Annotated in this window: 16 protein-coding genes; 14 read left to right on the top strand and 2 right to left on the bottom strand. The window is 70.9% G+C overall.

Annotated features, from left to right (window positions below; all coding sequences use genetic code 11):
* Positions 1 to 46 precede the first annotated feature (46 nt).
* Positions 47 to 1,045: an aldo/keto reductase gene (locus AC5WS8_RS31015; protein WP_496106821.1), complete on the bottom strand. Its 999-nt coding sequence runs from the start codon at positions 1,043 to 1,045 to the stop codon at positions 47 to 49.
* 74 nt (positions 1,046 to 1,119) lie between these two features.
* On the opposite strand from AC5WS8_RS31015, the gene AC5WS8_RS31010 reads away from it, so the two are divergent.
* From AC5WS8_RS31010 to AC5WS8_RS30980, 7 genes are all read left to right on the top strand, one after another.
* The gene (locus AC5WS8_RS31010; protein ID WP_496106820.1) at positions 1,120 to 2,061 is read left to right on the top strand and encodes a 2-hydroxyacid dehydrogenase; all 942 of its coding nucleotides are present in this window, start codon (positions 1,120 to 1,122) and stop codon (positions 2,059 to 2,061) included.
* A 347-nt stretch (positions 2,062 to 2,408) separates the two neighbouring features.
* Positions 2,409 to 5,624 carry an EAL domain-containing protein gene (locus tag AC5WS8_RS31005; RefSeq protein ID WP_496106819.1) on the top strand — a complete coding sequence of 1,072 codons (3,216 nt, stop codon included), beginning with the start codon at positions 2,409 to 2,411 and terminating at the stop codon, positions 5,622 to 5,624.
* Positions 5,625 to 5,856: 232 nt separating this feature from the next.
* A complete protein-coding gene (locus AC5WS8_RS31000) occupies positions 5,857 to 7,704 on the top strand; it encodes an acetolactate synthase large subunit (protein WP_496106818.1) in 1,848 nt (615 codons plus the stop codon).
* A 21-nt stretch (positions 7,705 to 7,725) separates the two neighbouring features.
* Positions 7,726 to 8,250 carry an acetolactate synthase small subunit gene (gene ilvN, locus AC5WS8_RS30995; protein ID WP_059128941.1) on the top strand — a complete coding sequence of 175 codons (525 nt, stop codon included), beginning with the start codon at positions 7,726 to 7,728 and terminating at the stop codon, positions 8,248 to 8,250.
* A gap of 116 nt (positions 8,251 to 8,366) precedes the next feature.
* On the top strand, positions 8,367 to 9,365 hold the full coding sequence (ilvC, locus tag AC5WS8_RS30990) for a ketol-acid reductoisomerase (RefSeq protein WP_468251877.1): 999 nt from the start codon (positions 8,367 to 8,369) through the stop codon (positions 9,363 to 9,365).
* Positions 9,366 to 9,606: 241 nt separating this feature from the next.
* On the top strand, positions 9,607 to 11,196 hold the full coding sequence (gene serA / locus AC5WS8_RS30985) for a phosphoglycerate dehydrogenase (RefSeq protein WP_496106817.1): 1,590 nt from the start codon (positions 9,607 to 9,609) through the stop codon (positions 11,194 to 11,196).
* Positions 11,197 to 11,570: 374 nt separating this feature from the next.
* A complete protein-coding gene (locus AC5WS8_RS30980; RefSeq protein ID WP_496106816.1) occupies positions 11,571 to 11,732 on the top strand; it encodes a hypothetical protein in 162 nt (53 codons plus the stop codon).
* Positions 11,733 to 11,761: 29 nt separating this feature from the next.
* On the opposite strand, the gene AC5WS8_RS30975 is transcribed toward AC5WS8_RS30980, so the two are convergent.
* Positions 11,762 to 12,967: a PucR family transcriptional regulator gene (locus tag AC5WS8_RS30975; RefSeq protein ID WP_496106815.1), complete on the bottom strand. Its 1,206-nt coding sequence runs from the start codon at positions 12,965 to 12,967 to the stop codon at positions 11,762 to 11,764.
* 161 nt (positions 12,968 to 13,128) lie between these two features.
* Between AC5WS8_RS30975 and AC5WS8_RS30970 the strand changes: the two genes are divergently transcribed.
* The 7 genes from AC5WS8_RS30970 (at position 13,129) to cimA (ending at position 21,494) form a co-directional block, all read left to right on the top strand.
* On the top strand, positions 13,129 to 14,055 hold the full coding sequence (locus AC5WS8_RS30970) for a proline dehydrogenase family protein (RefSeq protein ID WP_496106814.1): 927 nt from the start codon (positions 13,129 to 13,131) through the stop codon (positions 14,053 to 14,055).
* 49 nt (positions 14,056 to 14,104) lie between these two features.
* Complete coding sequence (pruA, locus tag AC5WS8_RS30965; protein WP_496106813.1) at positions 14,105 to 15,736, top strand: L-glutamate gamma-semialdehyde dehydrogenase; 1,632 nt, start codon at positions 14,105 to 14,107, stop codon at positions 15,734 to 15,736.
* A 149-nt stretch (positions 15,737 to 15,885) separates the two neighbouring features.
* Positions 15,886 to 16,425 carry a GNAT family N-acetyltransferase gene (locus AC5WS8_RS30960; RefSeq protein WP_496106812.1) on the top strand — a complete coding sequence of 180 codons (540 nt, stop codon included), beginning with the start codon at positions 15,886 to 15,888 and terminating at the stop codon, positions 16,423 to 16,425.
* A gap of 288 nt (positions 16,426 to 16,713) precedes the next feature.
* On the top strand, positions 16,714 to 16,845 hold the full coding sequence (locus AC5WS8_RS30955; protein WP_365548567.1) for a hypothetical protein: 132 nt from the start codon (positions 16,714 to 16,716) through the stop codon (positions 16,843 to 16,845).
* A gap of 205 nt (positions 16,846 to 17,050) precedes the next feature.
* A complete protein-coding gene (locus tag AC5WS8_RS30950) occupies positions 17,051 to 18,094 on the top strand; it encodes a 3-isopropylmalate dehydrogenase (RefSeq protein ID WP_496106811.1) in 1,044 nt (347 codons plus the stop codon).
* Positions 18,095 to 18,392: 298 nt separating this feature from the next.
* The gene (locus tag AC5WS8_RS30945) at positions 18,393 to 19,481 is read left to right on the top strand and encodes a branched-chain amino acid aminotransferase (protein WP_496106810.1); all 1,089 of its coding nucleotides are present in this window, start codon (positions 18,393 to 18,395) and stop codon (positions 19,479 to 19,481) included.
* Positions 19,482 to 19,883: 402 nt separating this feature from the next.
* Positions 19,884 to 21,494 (top strand): citramalate synthase, encoded by a 1,611-nt coding sequence (cimA, locus tag AC5WS8_RS30940; RefSeq protein ID WP_496106809.1) that lies wholly within the window; start codon positions 19,884 to 19,886, stop codon positions 21,492 to 21,494.
* Positions 21,495 to 21,660: the final 166 nt, after the last annotated feature.

Genomic DNA, 21,660 nt, shown 5'->3' with positions numbered 1-21,660 from the left:
CCTCGCCGGACCTCGCTCCACCGGCCGTCACGTTCCGGCCACGCGCTCAGTCCCATGATCCCCGCGCGACGGGCAGTCCCGCCAGTTCCGTCAGGTCCTCCTGGGCCAGCCGCAGGACGGAGGCCGCCGCGTTCTCCGTCACCCACCGCCGCTGTTTGGCGCCCGGGACCGGGATCACGTGGGCGCCCTGGGACAGCACCCACGACAGGGCCACCTGAGCCGGGGTGACGGCGTCGCCGTGGCGGTGCGCCACCCGGCGCAGGCCCGCCACGATGGGCTGGTTCGCCGCCATCATCTCCGCTGTGAAACGGGGGTGCCGGGCGCGCAGGTCGTCCGGTTCGAAACCCTCGCCCGGCGTCAGGGTGCCCGTCAGGAAGCCGTTGCCGAGCGGCATCGCCGCGAGGAAGCCCACGCCGCGCGCCGCACACCACGGCAGCAGCGTGTCCACAGCCTGGGGCGACCACACCGACAGCTCCGCCTCCACCGCGCTCACCGGGAACACCTGCTGCACCCGCTCCAGCTGCCGGATCGTTCCGTCGTACAGCCGCGTCCCGGTCCGCCGTCCGCCGCGCACCCCCACCGCGCACAGCCCCAGCGCCCGCACCTTGCCCGCCCGCACCAGCTCCGCCATCGCGCCCCAGGTCTCCTCGACGGGGACCTCCGGATCCGCGCGGTGCAGCTGGTAGAGGTCGATGACGTCCGTCTGCAGGCGGCGCAGCGACGCGTCGCAGGCCCGTCTCACATACCCCGGACGGCCGTTCGCCACGATGTGCTGCTCGCCCGCCAGCAGCCCCACCTTGGTCGACACGAAGGCCTCGGCGCGCCGCTCCTTCAGCACCCGGCCCACCAGCAGCTCGTTGGTGAACGGCCCGTACATGTCGGCGGTGTCCAGCAGCGTCATCCCCAGGTCGAGCGCCCGGTGCACCGTCCGCAACGACTCCTCGCCCCGCTGCCGGGAGGTGCAGTACCCCCAGCTCATCGGCATGCACCCGAGTCCCACGGCCCCCACTTCGAGCGTTGCCGCGCCGATCGTCCTGCGCTCCACCTGGCCGTGCCCTCCTTTGCTGGGACCCCAAACTAACCAATGCGACACCGGATCCTTGGCATAGCCTTCTGACCATGACCGACGACGTTTGGCTTCCGTTCCGCACCGACGAGATACAGGGCCTGCCCGGGGGCCTGGACTACCGCTACTGGGACGGGGAGCAGGACTTCCCCGCCGACCCCGCCGACTGCGTCTTCTACGCCGTTCCGTACATGAAGCGCCAGGACGTCAAGGTCCGGCCCCTGGAGCGGATGCGGAACCTGCGGGTCATCCAGACGCTGACGGCAGGCGTCGACGACATCACCGCCCACCTGCCGTCCGTCGTGCCGGGCGTGCGCCTGTGCAACGCGCGCGGAGTGCACGAGGCGAGCACGGCCGAACTGGCGCTCACCCTGATCCTCGCCTCGCTGCGCGGCATCCCCGGCTTCGTACGGGCTCAAGCGGAGGAGCACTGGCAGAGCGGGTTCCACCCCGCGCTCGCGGACAGGTCCGTGCTCATCGTCGGCTACGGCGCGATCGGCGCCGCCATCGAGGACCGGCTCGCACCCTTCGAGGTGGCGCGGGTGGCGCGCGTCGCGCGCCGCGAGCGCAACACAGCGCGCGGCCTTGTGCATCCTCTCTCCCGATTGTCGGAACTTCTTCCCGACGCCGACGTCGTCGTCCTGGTCACCCCGCTCACCGAGGACACGAAAGGCCTGGTCGACGCGGAGTTCCTGGCCCGGATGAAGGACGGGGCGCTGCTCGTCAACGTGTCGCGCGGCGGGGTCGTCGACACCAAGGCACTGCTGGCCGAGCTGGAGTCCGGCCGTATCAGCGCCGCCCTGGACGTCACCGACCCCGAACCCCTGCCCGAGGGGCACCCGCTGTGGCATGCGCCGGGCGTGCTCATCAGCCCTCATGTCGGCGGCCCCACCTCGGCCTTCTGGCCCCGTGCCAAGCGTCTCCTCAGCTCTCAGCTGAACCGTTTCGCGCAGGGAGAACCGCTGGAGCACGTCGTCCTGACGACCGGCGGCTGAACCGGCGCCGCACGCGGTGGGAGAGGGGCCGGCACCGGCCTCGCGCACGGCCGGTACGGCAGCACTTTCCGGCCATCGCCGCCACCGTGCACGCGCCCGCCGGCGGTCGCACCACCGGCGCGCACACCGCCTCCGGCGCACTCCCCATCCGCTTCCGGTACGCTCCGCAATCCCCCGAACGCGGTACGTACCGGCATTCCCCCTGGTCGTCACGGAGAGTAGAGGGACTATGTCCCTGAGTGACGAACCTGGTGTATCGTCCCCGACAGGGGCTGCGCCGCGCACCGTTCGGCGCCGGGGACGGAACTTTCAGACACACGAGGGGGGCGACGGGCGATGCACGGCCTATGGACGAACGATCCGACGCGCCGCGGGCGACGACCCTGGCGGACCGCGACGTGCAGACGCGGTCACAGTGCCCACGGCGGCCGTCGTCACCACGGCAGGCACGGCCACCCTCCCGGCCGCGGCGACCGCAAGAGGCACGCCCACCCGGCGCACCGGGCCCACCGGCACCCGGCGCCACGGACCGGGAGCGACCGGTGAGGTCCCCGGGAGTGCTGCCGGCCCGCCGGCCGGCACCGGACGGCCGGGTGAACGCGGCTCCGCAACTCGTCCTGGCCCTGGTCTGCGCGGGATACGCGGTCGGTTCCGCGGTCGACTGGGGCTCCAAAGGCCTCGCGCTGGTCATGGGTGACTTCGGGCTGAGCGCTGCGGCCGGCACCGCGTCGGTCTCGTGCCTGCTGTACGCCCGCACCCGACGCAGCCGCTTTCGCTCCGCCTGGCTGCTGTTCGCGCTCTCCTCCGCCATGGCCGCGCTGGGCAACGGCGTCTGGGGCTGGTACGAGGTCGTCCTCGACCGCCCCGTCCCCTCGCCCAGCTGTGCCGACCTGTTCTTCCTCTGCTTCGCTCCACCCGCGATCGTAGGACTGCTCGTGCTCGCCAAAAGGCCCGTCACCAAGGCGGGTTGGGTATGCCTGGCGCTCGACGCGTGGCTGATCGGCGGCTCGCTGCTGACGCTGTCGTGGAGCCTCGCGCTCGCCCAGGCGGCGAAGTTCGACGGGCCGAGCGTGGCGCACACCGCGCTGTCGCTCGCGTACCCGCTGCTGGACATCGCCCTGATCAGCATGGTGATCGCACTGCACCTCAGGCGCTCGGCGGTGCACCGCTCCGCGGTCAACACCGCCATCGGCGCCCTCGCCCTGACCGTGCTGTGCGACGCCCTGTTCACCTCTCCGCTGCTGCACAGCAGCTACCACTCGGGCCAGCTGCTGGACGCGGGCTGGTTCTCCGGCTCGCTGCTCCTCGCCTACGCCCCCTGGGTCGGCGCCCGGCCCGGCCCGGTGCCGGACGGCGAGCACACACACGTGGTCCACGAACACGTCCCGGAGCGGCGGCAGGGCGACGAACCCCGCGTCACCGGCCACGAGGAGGGGTACCGGGGCCAGGACCCGGCCCCCGGGCTCCCGCAGGGTCCGGCCCACGACCGGTACCCGGCCGCGCCCCCGCCGGACGCCGACCACGACCGGTACCGGCCCCCGCGCCCGATCGCCGGATCGCTGGCCGCCCTCACGCCCTACCTGGCCGCCGCCGTCTGCACGCTGGGAATCCTCTACAACGTCCTCAACGGTCACAGCGTCGACCGCGTGGTGCTCATCACCGCCGGCGCCGTCGTCCTGGCCCTCGTCGTGCGCCAGGGCATCATGCTGCTCGACAACATCACCCTCACCCAGGAACTGGCACAGAAGGAGAACCACTTCCGCTCCCTGGTGCAGGGCTCGAGCGACGTCATCATGATCGCCGCACCCGACGGCACCCTGCAGTACGTCTCCCCGGCCGCCGCCGGCGTCTACGGCCGGCCCGCCGAGGGGCTCGTCGGAACCGAACTCGCCGCGCTCATCCACCCCGAGGACCTGGGCTGCGTCGTGCACGAGGTGCGGCGCTTCCTCGCCGCCAGCCACACCGAGGAACCGACCACCCGCATCGAGTGCCGTTTCCGCTCAGGCGACGGCGGCTGGCTCAACGTGGAGTCCACCGTCAACCGCCACCAGGGCGGCCTGATCTTCAACAGCCGGGACGTGACCGAGCGGGTGCGGCTGCAGGCCCAGCTGCAGCACAGCGCCGAGCACGACCCGCTCACCGACCTGCCCAACCGCGCCCTGTTCACCAAGCGCGTCCAGCAGGCCCTGTCCGGCCGCCGCTCCACCGACCGCGGGACCGCCGTCCTGTTCATCGACCTCGACGGGTTCAAGGCCGTCAACGACACCATCGGGCACCAGGCCGGCGACGAGCTGCTCGTCCACGCCGCCCGCAGGCTCCAGGAGTCGGTGCGGCAGGGCGACACGGCCGCGCGCCTCGGCGGTGACGAGTTCGCGGCCCTCATCGTCGGCGACGGCACCCGGGACCGCACCGCGCGCGAGAGGCACATCCTGGAGCTCGCCGACCGACTCAGGGTCACCCTCTCCCAGCCGTACGAGATCGACGGCAACGATGTCCGGGTGGCCGCCTCCATCGGCGTGGCCTTCGCCGAACCGGGTCTCGGCGCCGGTGAGCTGCTGCGCAACGCCGACCTGGCCATGTACCGCGCCAAGGCCGCCGGCAAGGGCCGTGTCGAGCTGTACAAGCCCCAGATGCAGCAGGACGTGGTCCGCAAGGCCGAGCTGGCGACCCGGCTGCGGGCCGCGCTCGACGGCGGTGAGTTCACCCTGCTGCACCAACCCGTGGTGTCGCTCGAGGACGGCCGGATCGCGTCCGTCAGCGCCCGGGCGCGCTGGCGGTCTTCTCAGGGCGTGCTCTTCACCCCCGACGAGTTCCTGCGGGTCCCGGAGGACAGCGACAAGGCCGCCGAGCTGGGCCGCTGGATCCTCGAGGAGGCCGTACGGCAGGCCGTCGAGCGCGCCGCCGGCGGGCTCGCCGTACCCGTCGCCGTCCGGGTGAGCGCCCGCCGGCTGCTCGACCGCTCCCTGCCCCTCGGCTCCATCGAGGCCCTGCTCACCCGGCACGGTCTGGCTTCCGGCGCCCTGGTGATCGAGCTGTCCGGCCTGGACCCGCGCATCTCCCTGGAGGAGCTGGAACGCAGACTCGGCACTCTGCGCCGGATCGGCGTCCGTATCGCCCTGGACGGACTCGGCAGCGGCTACGCGGCTCTCACAGCGCTGCGGCGGCTCCCCGTCGACGTCCTGAAGCTGGACCGGAACCTCGTCGAAGGGGTCGTCGAGTCCGCCCGGCTGTACAAGATCACCAGTGGACTGCTCCGAATCGCCGGTGACCTGGGCCTCAGCTCCGTCGCCGACGGGGTGGACCTGCCCGAGCAGGTCGTCGCTCTGCGCGCCATGGGCTGCACGCACGGTCAGGGCATGGCATTCTCGGGAGCGCTGGACGAGTACCGGCTGCGCCGTGCGCTCACCTCCGGCCACTACCCGCTGCCGCACGGCCCGGCGGAACCCGCCTTCGTGGGTGCCCCGAGAGAGCCGGAGGGGCGCGTCGGCGTTGGCGTGCCTGCCGTTTTCGGAGGCGGGACGGCACTACGCTCACATAATGAGACTCCCGTCCCACCCACTTGACAGTCATGGCGTGCCGGGGGGAGGGTCTGTGCCATGCGCACCCGAATTCTCGTACTTGGACAGCGCGTCGGCTGAGCTGGGACCCACCGGAGATGAACCGGAACACCCAGCGACCACACCCGGCGCGCTCCCCTCGCTTGCCTCATGGCACGAGGGGTTTTTTTGTTGCACGGCACCAGCCGGGCAACGCCCGAACCTCGCCACAACCCTCAGCATCGAGAAGAGAATGCCGATGACCGAGCAGGCCACCGGGGCCCCTCACCCGCAGCCGCGGCCCCGATCCGGAGGACAGCAGTCCGCGCCCGAGCACGTCACGGGTGCGCAGTCCCTCATCCGCTCTCTCGAGGAGGTCGGCGCCGACACGGTATTCGGCATTCCGGGTGGTGCGATCCTTCCGGCCTACGACCCGCTGATGGACTCCACGCGGGTGCGCCACGTGCTGGTGCGGCACGAGCAGGGCGCCGGCCACGCGGCCACCGGCTACGCCCAGGCCACCGGCAAGGTCGGCGTCTGCATGGCGACCTCGGGCCCCGGCGCCACCAACCTGGTCACCCCGATCGCCGACGCCCACATGGACTCGGTGCCGATGGTCGCGATCACCGGCCAGGTCGCGTCGAAGGCGATCGGCACCGACGCCTTCCAGGAGGCGGACATCGTCGGCATCACCATGCCGATCACCAAGCACAACTTCCTGGTCACCAAGGCGGAGGACATCCCGCGGGTGATCGCGCAGGCCTTCCACATCGCCTCCACCGGCCGCCCTGGCCCGGTCCTGGTCGACATCGCCAAGGACGCCCTCCAGGCGCAGACCACCTTCTCCTGGCCGCCGGTGATGGACCTGCCCGGCTACCGCCCGGTGACCAAGCCGCACGCCAAGCAGATCCGTGAGGCCGCCAAGCTGATCACCGCCGCCAGGCGGCCTGTCCTCTACGTCGGCGGCGGCGTGCTCAAGGCACAGGCCACCGCCGAGCTGAAGGTCCTCGCGGAGCTCACCGGGGCGCCCGTCACCACCACCCTGATGGCGCTCGGCGCGTTCCCCGACAGCCACCCGCAGCACCTGGGCATGCCCGGCATGCACGGCGCGGTGGCCGCCGTCACCGCGCTGCAGAAGGCCGACCTGATCGTCGCCCTCGGCGCCCGCTTCGACGACCGCGTCACCGGCAAGCTGGACAGCTTCGCTCCCTACGCCAAGATCGTCCACGCCGACATCGACCCCGCCGAGATCGGCAAGAACCGCGCCGCTGACGTGCCGATCGTGGGCGACGCCCGCGAGGTCATCGCCGACCTGATCCTGGCCGTCCAGAAGGAGCACGGCGAGGGCCACCAGGGCGACTACACCGCCTGGTGGAACGACCTCAACCGCTGGCGCGAGACCTACCCGCTCGGCTACGACCTGCCGCAGAACGGCACGCTCTCCCCGCAGCAGGTCATCGAGCGCATCGGGCAGCTCGCACCGCAGGACACGATCTTCGCCGCGGGCGTCGGCCAGCACCAGATGTGGGCCGCGCACTTCGTCCGGTACGAGAAGCCCGCGACCTGGCTCAACTCCGGCGGCGCCGGAACCATGGGCTACGCGGTTCCCGCCGCGATGGGAGCGAAGGCCGGCGCTCCGGACCGCACGGTCTGGGCGATCGACGGTGACGGCTGCTTCCAGATGACCAATCAGGAACTGACCACCTGCGCCCTGAACAACATCCCGATCAAGGTCGCCGTCATCAACAACGGCGCCCTCGGGATGGTCCGCCAGTGGCAGACCCTCTTCTACAACCAGCGGTACTCCAACACGGTGCTGCACTCCGGCCCGGAGGACATCGACCCGCAGGCCAAGGGCACCCGCGTCCCCGACTTCGTGAAGCTGTCGGAGGCGATGGGCTGCTACGCGATCCGCTGCGAGTCCCCGGACGACCTGGACAAGGCCATCGAAGAGGCGAACTCCGTCAACGACCGCCCCGTCGTCGTCGACTTCATCGTCCACGAGGACGCGATGGTGTGGCCGATGGTCGCCGCCGGCACCTCCAACGACGAGATCATGGCCGCCCGGGACGTCCGCCCCGACTTCGGCGACAACGAGGACGACTGAGAGAGAGCTGAGTCGAGAACCATGTCCAAGCACACCCTCTCCGTCCTGGTGGAGAACACCCCCGGCATCCTGGCCCGGATCGCCGCCCTCTTCTCCCGCCGCGGCTTCAACATCGACTCGCTCGCGGTCGGTGTCACCGAGCACCCCGACATCTCCCGCATCACCATCGTGGTGAACGTCGAGGATCTGCCCCTGGAGCAGGTCACCAAGCAGCTCAACAAGCTCGTCAACGTGCTGAAGATCGTCGAGCTGGAGCCGGCTCAGGCCGTTCAGCGCGAACTCGTTCTGGTGAAGGTGCGCGCCGACAACGAGACGCGCTCCCAGATCGTCGAGATCGTCCAGCTGTTCCGCGCCAAGACCGTCGACGTCTCCCCGGAGGCCGTCACCATCGAGGCCACCGGGTCCAGCGACAAGCTGTCGGCGATGCTCAAGATGCTGGAGCCGTACGGCATCAAGGAGCTCGTCCAGTCCGGCACGATCGCGATCGGCCGCGGCGCCCGTTCGATCACGGACCGGTCGCTGCGCGCCCTCGACCGGTCGGCGTAAGAAGGTGTCCGGGCGGCCGGGGAGTACCGGCCGCCCGTATTCCGAGACCCCGAAACCTGCCTTCCGCCCGCCGTCATACGGTGGGAGCAAACCTGCACTCAAGGAGAGAACCCAAAGTGGCCGAGCTGTTCTACGACGCTGACGCCGACCTGTCCATCATCCAGGGCCGCAAGGTCGCGGTCATCGGCTACGGCAGCCAGGGCCACGCCCACGCGCTGTCGCTGCGCGACTCGGGTGTCGACGTCCGTGTCGGTCTGCACGAGGGCTCGAAGTCCAAGGCGAAGGCCGAGGAGCAGGGCCTGCGCGTGGTGACCCCGTCCGAGGCCGCCGCCGAGGCGGACGTCATCATGATCCTGGTGCCGGACCCGATCCAGGCCCAGGTCTACGAGGAGTCCATCGCCCCGAACCTGAAGGACGGCGACGCGCTGTTCTTCGGCCACGGCTTCAACATCCGGTTCGGCTTCATCAAGCCCCCGGCCGGCGTCGACGTCTGCATGGTCGCCCCGAAGGGCCCGGGCCACCTGGTCCGCCGCCAGTACGAGGAGGGCCGCGGCGTTCCGTGCATCGCGGCCGTCGAGCAGGACGCCTCGGGCAACGCGTTCGCGCTGGCGCTGTCGTACGCCAAGGGCATCGGCGGCACCCGCGCCGGCGTCATCAAGACGACGTTCACCGAGGAGACCGAGACCGACCTGTTCGGTGAGCAGGCCGTCCTCTGCGGTGGCACCGCGGCCCTGGTCAAGGCGGGCTTCGAGACCCTGACCGAGGCCGGCTACCAGCCGGAGATCGCCTACTTCGAGTGCCTGCACGAGCTGAAGCTGATCGTGGACCTCATGTACGAGGGCGGCCTGGAGAAGATGCGCTGGTCGATCTCCGAGACCGCCGAGTGGGGCGACTACGTCACCGGCCCGCGCATCATCACCGACGCCACCAAGGCCGAGATGAAGAAGGTCCTCGCCGAGATCCAGGACGGCTCCTTCGCCCAGGCCTGGATGGACGAGTACCACGGCGGTCTGAAGAAGTACAACGAGTACAAGCAGCAGGACTCCGAGCACCTGCTGGAGACCACCGGCAAGCAGCTGCGCAAGCTCATGTCGTGGGTCAACGAGGAGGCCTGATCTCCGCTGCGGCGGTGCCCTCTGCCGGGGGGCACCGCCGCACTATTGTTGGTGTCCACACCGGCAGGCCACGTCCGGGTGATCCTTCCGCTCAGGCGCAATACGCCCCCTGCCGCGCCACTAGACTGCTGCACAACAATCGCGTCAGGCCCACAGCGTCGTGCGTCTTCCACGCGGCAAGCCCCCTCCACCGCCAGCGGCCGTCGGGACGGCCGTCCGCATTGGACATGTGAGGACTCACGTGAGCTCGAAACCCGTCGTACTCATCGCTGAAGAGCTGTCGCCCGCGACCGTCGACGCCCTCGGCCCCGACTTCGAGATCCGCCACTGCAACGGCGCCGACCGCGCGGAGCTGCTGCCCGCGATCGCCGACGTCGACGCCATCCTGATCCGCTCCGCGACGAAGGTCGACGCCGAGGCCATCGCCGCCGCGAGGAAGCTGAAGGTCGTCGCGCGAGCCGGCGTCGGCCTGGACAACGTGGACGTCTCCGCCGCCACCAAGGCCGGCGTGATGGTCGTCAACGCGCCCACCTCGAACATCGTGACGGCGGCCGAGCTGGCCTGCGGCCTGATCGTCTCCACCGCCCGCAACATCCCGCAGGCCAACGCCGCGCTGAAGAACGGCGAGTGGAAGCGCAGCAAGTACACCGGCGTCGAGCTGGCCGAGAAGACGCTGGGCGTCGTCGGCCTCGGCCGCATCGGTGCGCTGGTCGCGCAGCGCATGTCCGCGTTCGGCATGAAGGTCGTCGCCTACGACCCGTACGTCCAGCCTGCCCGGGCCGCGCAGATGGGCGTGAAGGTGCTGACCCTGGACGAGCTGCTCGAGGTCTCCGACTTCATCACCGTCCACCTGCCGAAGACCCCCGAGACGGTCGGCCTGATCGGCGCCGAGGCGCTGCACAAGGTCAAGCCGAGCGTGCGCGTCATCAACGCCGCGCGCGGCGGGATCGTCGACGAGGAGGCGCTGTACTCGGCGCTCAAGGAGGGCCGTGTCGCGGGTGCGGGCCTGGACGTGTACGCGAAGGAGCCGTGCACGGACTCCCCGCTGTTCGAGCTCGACCAGGTCGTCTGCACCCCGCACCTCGGCGCCTCCACCGACGAGGCGCAGGAGAAGGCGGGCATCGCGGTCGCCAAGTCGGTGCGCCTCGCGCTCGCCGGTGAGCTGGTGCCGGACGCGGTGAACGTCCAGGGCGGTGTCATCGCCGAGGACGTCAAGCCGGGTCTGCCGCTCGCCGAGAAGCTCGGCCGCATCTTCACCGCGCTCGCGGGCGAGGTCGCGGTCCGGCTCGACGTCGAGGTGTACGGCGAGATCACCCAGCACGACGTCAAGGTGCTCGAACTGTCCGCGCTCAAGGGCGTCTTCGAGGACGTCGTGGACGAGACGGTGTCGTACGTCAACGCCCCGCTGTTCGCCCAGGAGCGGGGTGTCGAGGTGCGTCTGACCACCAGCTCCGAGGCCACGGACCACCGCAACGTGGTCACCGTCCGCGGCACCCTCGCCGACGGTGAGGAGGTCTCCGTGTCCGGCACGCTGGCCGGCCCCAAGCACCACCAGAAGATCGTGGCGGTGGGCGACTACGACGTGGACCTGGCACTGGCGGACCACATGATCGTCCTGCGCTACACCGACCGCCCGGGCGTCGTCGGCACCCTGGGCCGCATCCTCGGCGAGGCCGGCATCAACATCGCGGGCATGCAGGTGGCCCGCGACATCGCCGGTGGCGAGGCCCTCGCGGTCCTCACGGTCGACGACACGGTGCCGCAGAACGTGCTGACGGAGGTGGCCGAGGAGATCGGCGCGACGTCCGCCCGCTCGGTGAACCTGGCCTGAGACCGGCGCACACGACTGTCGGGGCCGGCCACCCACGGTGGCCGGCCCCGACTCGTCGTGCGCCCGGCATGGGCGATTGCTTCGGTGCACCGCCGGATGCGTGACCCGCATGTCCGGTGGCGTGGGAGGAGGGCCGGGCGACCTGCCCGATTCGCGCCGCGATCACTCCTCGGCGTCGCGGACGTGGATCCGGCGCAGGCTCGGCGCCGCCAGTGCCGCCGCCCCCCACCAGGTCCACCGCCCCGGCGATCGCCGCTTCGTGCATCCCGGTGCCGAACGCCTCCCGTGCCGCGGCGGGCGGCTCCGCTTCCGTCCGGCCCGGCACCCGCGGGCCACCGGGAGTGCGCCGTCCAGCGTTTCGTGGGCCGGAGCCGGTGGACCTCGACCAGGAGACCCTCGACACCGAGGGCCGCTTCTACCGGACCCTCCTGCAGGGACTCATGGTGCAGCGGCTCTTCGACCCCGGAGACGGCGACCGATGCAGAAGGCTCACCGAGGGGCTGCGCCGGTTGATCGCGGGGGCGGCGGAGAACTGACGGGACGGGATCGGCGTGACCTGGAGGACCTAGAGTCGCGCGCCCTTGAGCGCCATGTGCAGCAACAGCCGGTCCTCCCCGTCGTCCAGGTCCAGGCCGGTGAGCTGTTCGACGCGGGAGAGGCGGTAGTAGAGGGTCTGCCGGTGGATGCCCAGTTCGGCGGCCGTGCGGCCCGCCTGGCCGGCGCAGTCCAGGAACACCTCGGCCGTGCGGGCCAGTTCGCGGTGGGCGGGGGTCAGCAGGACGCTGACGGCGGGGTCGTGGGCCGCCTGTGCCGGGAGGGACGTCAGCAGGCGGTAGGGTCCGATGGCCGACCACCGGGCGACCGGGCCGAGCCGGGGCTCCGCCAGGGCCGCGCGGGCCGCACCCGCGGCCTCCTGCCAGGCCGCGCCCAGCTCGGCGAGGCCGTGCCGGGCGCCTGCCACACCTGCCGCGGAGCCCGCGCCCCCGGCTCCCGCCTCCCGCAGCAGCCGGGTGGCCGCCGTCAGCGCCGGGGCCAGTACGTCCGCCGAGCGCAGCCGCACCAGCAGCGCCAGGCTCTGACCGGTGCTGCCCCACGGCACCGTGGACAGCGCGGTCGCCGCCGGGATCGTCCGGGCCGAGGGTGCGTCGTCCGGGTCGGCCGAGGGCCAGGGCGCGATGCAGACCACCGTGTGCAGGCCCTCGCCGCGCGCGCCCAGTGCCGTCCGCAGCTCGGCCACCGCCATGTCCTGCGGCCAGCCGCGCTCCGCGGTCAGCACCGCGCGCAGCTCACGCGTCACCTCCGCGCCCGCCTGCGCCTCCTCCGCGAGCAGGTCGCCGATCCGCGCCGCGATCTCCATCGCGGCCGAGAGCTGCGCCTCGGACGGGCCCGGCTCGTCGGCCAGCAGCCACACATAGCCCAGGACGACACCCCGATGGCGTACCGGAAGGCAGATCCTTCCCCGGTACACGCCCGCCTCCGGAGTGGGCGGAATCCGCACCGGCCCGGCGGCGCGCGCGATGCCGAAGCCCTCGAACCACTTCCGCACCGCCGCCGTGGAGCGGCGCGTGAGGATGGAGCGGGTGCGCACGGGGTCGAGGGAGGCCTCGTCGAAGTCGCCCTCGCTGTCGTACACGGCGAACGCGATCAGCTCGAAGTCCCGGTTCTCCAGGGTCGCCGGGGCGCCGAGCAGTGCGGAGATCTCGTCGACGAGCTCCTGGTACTCGCCGCGCCCTGCCTTGAAAACGTCCGCCACACGGGCATTCTCCCCCATTTTCCCACCCGGCTCATACATCTGTCTGAGATCCAGGGCGCGGATGCGTGACAGCTGTCGATGGCCGACGATCGGAGGGATCCTTAGGTTTCACGGTGGTTCTCCGTGCCGTACCCGCATGGTCGGGTCGCGGCCTCCTGTCCGCTCTGTGGAGGTGCCCCGTGCTGGGTCCCGTGATTCTCGCCGCGTCGCGCAGCGACCGGATGCGACGCCTGATCTCGGCGGCCCCGGTGACCAAGCAGGTCGTCGACCGCTTCATCCCGGGCGAGACGGTCGACGAGGTCGTGCCGATCATCCAGGACCTCACCGGCAGGGGACTGGAGCTGACGATGGACGTCGTCGGCGAGGACATCACGACCCCCGAGCAGGCCGCGGCCGCGCGCGACGCCTACCTGCGGCTGATCGACCGACTGGAGCCCCTGGAGCTGGGCACCCGCGCCGAGATGTCGGTGAAGCTGTCGATGTTCGGCCAGGCGCTGGAGGACGGACACGAGCTGGCCCTCAAGAACGTCCGCCCGGTCGTCGAGGCGGCCGCCTCGATCGGTACGACGGTCACGCTGGACGCGGAGGACCACACCACCCTCGACTCGATGTTCGCCATCCACGAGGAGCTGCGGAAGGACTTCCCGCAGACGGGCTGTGTGATCCAGGCCTACCTCTACCGCACCGAGGCAGACGCCCGCCGCCTTGCCGCGAGCGGCAGCCGCGTCCGTATCGTGAAGGGGGCGTACAAGGAGCCCGCGTCGGTCGCGTACCAGGACAAGCACGAGACCGACAAGGCGTACGTCCGCATCCTGAAGACCCTCATGGAGGGCGAGGGATACCCGATGATCGGCTCCCACGACCCGCGCCTGATCTCCATCGCCCAGGAACTGGCCCACCGCGCCGGGCGCAAGACGGGCGAGTACGAGTTCCAGATGCTGTACGGCATCCGCAGCGAGGAGCACCTGCGCCTGGCCGCCGAGGGCCACCGCATGCGCGTCTACACCGCGTACGGCACCGACTGGTACGGCTACTTCATGCGCCGCCTGGCGGAGAAGCCGGCGAACCTGCGCTTCTTCGTCCGCTCGATGGTCACCAAGGGCTGAGCCCGCACCCCGCTCGCAACACCGCTCACGTCAAGGAGTTACGGAACCCATGGACGCTGTGACCCAGGTCCCCACCCCCGTCAACGAGCCGGTGCACGGCTACGTCCCCGGCTCGCCCGAGCGCGCCCGCCTGGAGGCCAAGCTCAAGGAGCTGGCCGAGAACCCGATCGACCTGCCCTGCACCATCGGCGGCGTCCGGCGCATGGGCGGCGGCGAGGAGTTCCAGGTCGTGCAGCCGCACAACCACAAGGCCGTCCTCGGCACCTACCGCAACGCCACGCAGGCGGACGCCCAGGACGCCGTCGACGCGGCTCTCGCCGCCGCGCCCGCGTGGCGCGCGATGTCCTTCGACGACCGCGCGGCGATCATCCTGCGCGCCGCCGAGCTGCTGGCCGGCCCGTGGCGCGAGACGCTGGCCGCCTCCACCATGCTCGGCCAGTCCAAGACCGCCCAGCAGGCCGAGATCGACACCCCGTGCGAACTGGTCGACTTCTGGCGCTTCAACGTCCACTACGCGCGCCGGATCCTGGCCGAGCAGCCCCCGGCCAACTCCCCGGGCGTGTGGAACCGCCTCGACCACCGCCCGCTGGAGGGCTTCGTCTACGCGATCACCCCGTTCAACTTCTCCGCGATCGCGGGCAACCTGCCGACGGCCCCGGCGCTGATGGGCAACGTCGTGGTGTGGAAGCCGTCCCCGACCCAGACCCACGCGGCCGTCCTGCTCATGCAGCTCCTGGAGGAGGCGGGCCTGCCCAAGGGTGTCATCAACCTCCTCACCGGCGACGGCGTCGAGGTCTCCAAGGTCGCCCTGGAGCACCGGGACCTCGCGGGCATCCACTTCACCGGGTCCACCAAGACGTTCCAGTACCTGTGGAAGACGGTCGGCGACAACATCGAGAAGTACCGCTCCTACCCGCGCCTGGTCGGTGAGACCGGCGGCAAGGACTTCGTCGTGGCCCACCCGTCGGCCGACCGGGCGGTGCTGAAGACGGCGCTCACCCGGGGCGCCTTCGAGTACCAGGGCCAGAAGTGCAGCGCCACCTCCCGCGCCTACATCCCGGCGTCGATCTGGAACGACGGCTTCAAGGAGCGGTTCGCGGCCGAGGTCGACAGCATCAGCATGGGTGACGTCACCGACCTGTCGCACTTCATCGGCGCCGTCATCGACGAGCGCGCCTTCGCGAAGAACAAGGCCGCGATCGACCGCGCCAAGCAGGACCCGGCCTGCACGATCGTCGCGGGCGGCTCCTACGACGACTCGGTCGGCTACTTCGTGCGCCCGACCGTCATCGAGTGCAGCGACCCGGAGAACGAGGTGTTCCGCACCGAGTACTTCGGCCCGATCCTCGCGGTCCACGTCTATGAGGACGACAAGTACGACGAGATGCTGACCCAGATGGAGTCGGTCTCGGACTACGCGCTGACCGGCTCGGTCATCGCGAACGACCGCGCGGCGGCGGCCCGCACGGCCGAGAAGCTGCGCTACGCGGCCGGCAACTTCTACATCAACGACAAGTCGACCGGCGCCGTGGTCGGCCAGCAGCCCTTCGGCGGCGGCCGCGCCTCCGGCACCAACGACAAGGCGGGCGCCCCGCAGAACCTGCTGCGCTGGACCCTGACCCGCGCGATCAAGGAGACGCTGGTCCCGCCGACGGACTACACGTACCCCCACATGGGCTGACGCCCGCGACGGCCGCACCGGGCCGGGTCCCCGTACGGACCCGGCCCGTTCGCGTGTGTCCCGGGCCGCACCGGTCAGCCGGCCGACGAGCGCCGAGCCGCAAGGGGCGTCGGCCAGGAGAACGCGAGGGGAGGAGTGATACTGACCCCGTGACAGCCGGAGTCCGTACCGCCCATACCGCCGACCTCGACCCCGTCGAGCTCCGGGCCGTGCGCGCGCTGCTCGATGCCGCGTTCGACGGCGACTACGACGATGACGACTGGGAGCACGCACTCGGCGGGATGCACGTGCTCGTCACCGACGAGCGGGGGCTCGCCGCGCACGGGTCCGTCATCCAGCGGCGCGCCCGCTACCGCAAGCGCTGGCTGCGCGTCGGGTACGTCGAGGGCGTCGGCGTCCGCGCCGATGTGCGGCGCCAGGGGCTGGGCGGGCGGGTCATGGCCGAGGTCGAGCGGATCGTCGACCGCGCCTACGACCTAGGCGCGCTCTCCGCCAGCGACGACGGCGCCCCCCTCTACGCCGCGCGCGGCTGGCGGCTGTGGCGCGGCCGTCTGTGCGGCCTCGGACCCCGCGGTGTCGTCCGCCTGCGTGACGACGAGGACTGCACCTATGTGCGCCCCGCCGCCGGGGGCGACCTGGACTTCAAGCGCAAGCTGGTCTTCGACTGGCGGGAGGGGGACGTGCTCTGAGGCCGCGAGGGGGACGTGATCTGACGCTCTGCCTCCCGTCGGCGGTCTCCGCAGGTCGCCACCGTGGGACCGGGTACGCCGTCTCAGATAGTAGGAAGTCCGAGTAATTGTGGAGACAGACGCCCCTTCCTCACTTACTTTTGTAGGAGCCGAACGTCTCGCTCGATCAAGCGAATGGCGGTCGTGAGCCGGGCCCCGTGCAGGCAACCCCTGCGGCACCGCTCCCCGCCCCCCGGCGTCTCGTAACCCCTTTTCCGCACTCCCGGATCACGAAGGAGTCGATCCCCCATGGCCGAGACGACCGCCCGCCGCCGAGTCCGTCACCTTTCCCGTACGAGCGATTCCGACCGCAAGAACGCAGCCGCCGCGCTCCAGCGCGCCCTCGACCGCAGGGACAACGGCGGCGCGACCGGACACTGAGCCGCCCCGCGCCCCCGAAGCCCCTCACTCGGACGGTCCGCACCCTCACCCATGAGGCCGCACCCATGGGCCGGGAGCCGCACCCGCACGAGATGCGGCGCGGCCGTGCGCCCCGCGCCATCTGCCGCGCCGCATCTCGACGTTGGCGGTGTCCGTATCCCGGACGCCCCGTGTCATCACATGGGACAAGGAGTACGGTGCCGTCATGTCTCGCAGCATGAGTCTCGCAGTGATTCCCGGTGACGGCATCGGCCAGGAGGTCGTGACCCAGGGACTGAAGGTCCTCTCCGCCGTCCTTCCGCAGGACGTGAAGCTGGAGACCAAGGAGTACGACTTCGGCGCCCGGCGCTACCACGCCACCGGCGAAACCCTCACCGAGGCCGACCTGGAGCAGCTCAAGCAGCACGACGCGATCCTGCTCGGCGCCATCGGCGACCCGTCGGTGCCGTCCGGCGTACTGGAGCGCGGCTTCCTGCTCAGGCTCCGCTTCGCCTTCGACCACCACGTCAACCTGCGGCCCTCCAAGCTGCTCCCGGGCGTCGCGACCCCGCTGGCCGGCCAGCCCGAGATCGACTTCGTCGTCGTCCGCGAGGGTACCGAGGGCCCCTACACGGGCAACGGCGGCACCATCCGCAAGGGCACCCCCCACGAGGTCGCCACCGAGGTGTCCGTGAACACCGCCTTCGGTGTCGAGCGCGTGGTCCGGGACGCCTTCGCCCGCGCCCAGGCGCGCCCGCGCAAGAAGCTGGCCCTGGTCCACAAGAACAACGTGCTCACGTTCGCGGGTCACCTGTGGACGAACATCTTCAACAAGGTGGCCGAGGAGTTCCCCGAGGTCACCACCGAGTACATGCACGTCGACGCGGCGACGATCTACCTGGTCACCCAACCCGAGCGCTTCGACGTGATCGTCACCGACAACCTCTTCGGCGACATCATCACCGACCTCGCCGCCGCCATCTCCGGCGGCATCGGGGTCGCCGCCTCCGGCAACATCAACCCGTCCGGCGAGTTCCCGTCGATGTTCGAGCCTGTGCACGGCTCCGCGCCCGACATCGCGGGCCAGGGCAAGGCCGATCCCTCGGCCACCGTCGTGTCGGTCGCCCTCCTGCTGCGTCACCTCGGCTACGAGACCGAGGCCGCCCGCATCGAGGAGGCCGTCTCCGCCGACCTCGCCGAGCGCGCGGGCAGGCCCGCCCGCAGCACCGACGAGATCGGCGACGCGCTCGCCGCACGAGTAGCCGGCTGACCCGCCGCCACTCACACCCCTGAGTCAAGGCCGCCGGGTCGCCACCGCACCCGGCGGCTTTCGCATGCCCCCGCCGGGTGCCACCATCGAACCCACTCCTGGGCCACCCCTGGAGCCGTATTCACCCCGTTTCTCCCCCGCGGCCTGAAAAGCGTGGGGGTGCCCCCATCCCTCGCCCGCTTGCCATAATCGAACGCGGAGCCGCGGATTGAGGGAATGCTCGGACGTCCTAGCACCGGCCACTGCCGGTGCGGGGTGAGCGCGGCCCGTCACGACAACCGGTGAAGGACAACCACACATGACGACGCCCACCATCGAGCTGAAGCCCTCCTCCAACCCGCTCTCCGACGCGGAGCGCGAGGCGATGCTGGCCCACCCCGGGTTCGGCCGCCACTTCACCGACCACATGGTGACGATCAGGTGGACCGAGGGGCGGGGCTGGCACGACGGCCAGCTCGTCCCGTACGCGCCGATCTCCCTCGACCCGGCCACCAACGTCCTGCACTACGCGCAGGAGATCTTCGAGGGTCTCAAGGCCTACCGCCAGCCCGACGGCTCCGTCGCCACCTTCCGGCCGGAGATGAACGCCCTGCGCTTCCAGCGTTCCGCCAAGCGCCTCGCGATGCCCGAGCTGCCGGTCGAGACCTTCATCGAGGCGTGCGACGTCCTCGTCCGGCAGGACAAGGCGTGGGTGCCGGCGCACGGTGGCGAGGAGTCCCTCTACCTGCGTCCCTTCATGATCGCCACCGAGGTCGGCCTGGGCGTCAAGCCCGCCAACGAGTACCTGTTCCTGGTGATCGCCTCCCCGGCCGGCGCCTACTTCCCGGGCGGTGTGAAGCCCGTCTCCATCTGGGCCTCCGAGGACCGGGTCCGCGCCGTCCCCGGCGGTATGGGCGACGCCAAGACCGGCGGCAACTACGCGGCCTCGCTGCTCGCCCAGGCCGAGGCCGCCGCCAAGGGCTGCGACCAGGTCTGCTACCTCGATGCCGTGGAGCACAAGTGGGTCGAGGAGCTCGGCGGCATGAACCTGTACTTCGTGTACGGCAACAAGATCGTCACTCCGAAGCTGACCGGCTCCATCCTGGAGGGCGTCACCCGTGACTCCCTGCTGACGGTCGCCCGGGACCTCGGCTACGAGGCCGAGGAGGGCCGGATCTCCATCGACCAGTGGCAGGCCGACTCCGAGAGCGGCACCCTCACCGAGGTGTTCGCCTGCGGCACCGCCGCGGTCATCACCCCGGTCGGCACGGTCAAGCGCGCCACCGCCGAGTGGAAGCAGTCGGGCGGCGAGCCGGGCGAGGTCACGCTGAAGCTCCGCGAGGCGCTGCTCGACATCCAGCGGGGCACGCGCAAGGACGCGCACGGCTGGATGCACAAGCTGGGCTGACACCCACCCCATCTCTCAGGTGCCAGGAGCCGCCCCGGACCGCGCGTCCGGTGCGGCTCTCTCGCCATGGACAGGACGGCGGCCGGCGCGGAGTCCTCCTCCCTGACGACCGCATCCTGAGACAGCGGTGAGCGTGGGGGCGGATTGTGCCAGACTGCCCCCGTGCTCTCGTTCGCCATGATTATTGGCAGCAGGCGCGCCGGTCCGCAGTGACCGCCACGTACGACCAGGTACGGGTGGCCATCGTCGTCCTCGACCCGCGCGCAGACCTCTCGCACCCGCGAGGGGTTTTTTCGTTTCCTGGCCCACCTGCAGCCGGGCGCGGAGCGCGAGGGAGTATGGGGGGACGGTGGAACCGGTCTATCCGGTAAGACCGAGATCCAAAACAGGAGCCTTGAGACCATGACCGAGACGGCAACCAGCGAGCTCGACGACTCGTTCCACGTCTTCGACACGACGCTGCGCGACGGCGCGCAGCGCGAGGGGATCAACCTCACCGTCGCGGACAAGCTGGCCATCGCACGGCACCTGGACGACTTCGGCGTGGGCTTCATCGAGGGCGGCTGGCCCGGCGCGAACCCGCGGGACACCGAGTTCTTCGCGCGCGCCCGGCAGGAGATCGACTTCCGGCACGCCCAACTGGTCGCCTTCGGCGCGACGCGCCGTGCGGGCGGCAAGGCCGCGGAGGACCCGCAGGTCAAGGCGCTGCTGGACTCGGGGGCTCCGGTGATCACGCTGGTCGCGAAGTCCCACGACCGCCATGTCGAACTGGCACTGCGCACGACGCTCGACGAGAACCTGGAGATGATCCGCGACACGGTGTCCCACCTGCGGGCGCAGGGTCGGCGGGTCTTCGTCGACTGCGAGCACTTCTTCGACGGCTACCGGGCGAACGCCGGGTACGCCAAGTCGGTGGTGCGTACGGCGGCCGAGGCGGGCGCGGACGTGGTCATCCTCTGCGACACCAACGGCGGCATGCTTCCGGCCCAGGTCCACGCCGTGGTCTCGACGGTCCTCGCGGACACGGGCGCCCGCCTCGGCATCCACGCCCAGGACGACACGGGCTGCGCGGTCGCGAACACCCTCGCGGCGGTGGACGCGGGCGCCACACACGTGCAGTGCACGGCGAACGGGTACGGCGAGCGGGTGGGCAACGCCAACCTGTTCCCGGTGGTGGCGGCGCTGGAGCTGAAGTACGGCAAGAAGGTCCTGCCGGAGGGCAGACTGCGCGAGATGACGCGGATCTCGCACGCGATCGCGGAGGTCGTGAACCTCACCCCCTCCACCCACCAGCCGTACGTGGGCGTCTCGGCCTTCGCCCACAAGGCGGGCCTGCACGCCTCGGCCATCAAGGTCGACCCGGACCTGTACCAGCACATCGACCCGGAACTGGTGGGCAACACCATGCGGATGCTGGTCTCCGACATGGCGGGCCGGGCGTCGGTGGAGCTCAAGGGCAAGGAACTGGGCATCGACCTGGGCGGCGACCGCGAGCTGGTGGGCCGGGTGGTCGAGCGCGTCAAGGAACGCGAACTCAAGGGATACACCTACGAGGCGGCGGACGCGTCGTTCGAAATCCTGCTGCGCGAGGAGGTGGCGGGCAAGCCGCTGCGCTACTTCCGCACGGAGTCCTGGCGGGCGATCGTGGAGGACCGCCCGGACGGCACGCACGCCAACGAGGCCACCGTGAAGCTGTGGGCGAAGAGCGAGCGGATCGTGGCCACGGCGGAGGGCAACGGCCCGGTCAACGCCCTGGACCGCGCCCTGCGCGTGGCCTTGGAGAAGATCTATCCGCAGCTGGCCGCCCTGGACCTGGTCGACTACAAGGTCCGCATCCTGGAGGGCAAGCACGGCACCCAGTCCACGACCCGCGTCCTGATCTCCACATCGGACGGCAAGGGCGAATGGTCCACGGTGGGCGTGGCGGACAACGTGATCGCGGCGTCGTGGCAGGCCCTGGAGGACGCGTACACGTACGGCCTGCTGCGGGCCGGGGTGCAGCCGGCGGAGTAGGGGCCACAGGACAGGAGCGAAACGTGAGCCGGGTGCGCCGTCTCACAGCGTTGCGTCGCGAGAACGCTGCAGGGGGCCGCCCGCCCGGTCGCGTCCGGCGGCACGGCCCGGACGGATCGGCCCGGACGGATCGGCCCGGACGGATCGGCCCGGACGGATCGGCCCG

This window comes from Streptomyces sp. PTL18 (genome assembly GCF_059510295.1).
The sequence above is the reverse complement of the archived record's forward strand: the minus strand, read 5'-3'. Positions and strand labels throughout refer to the sequence as shown.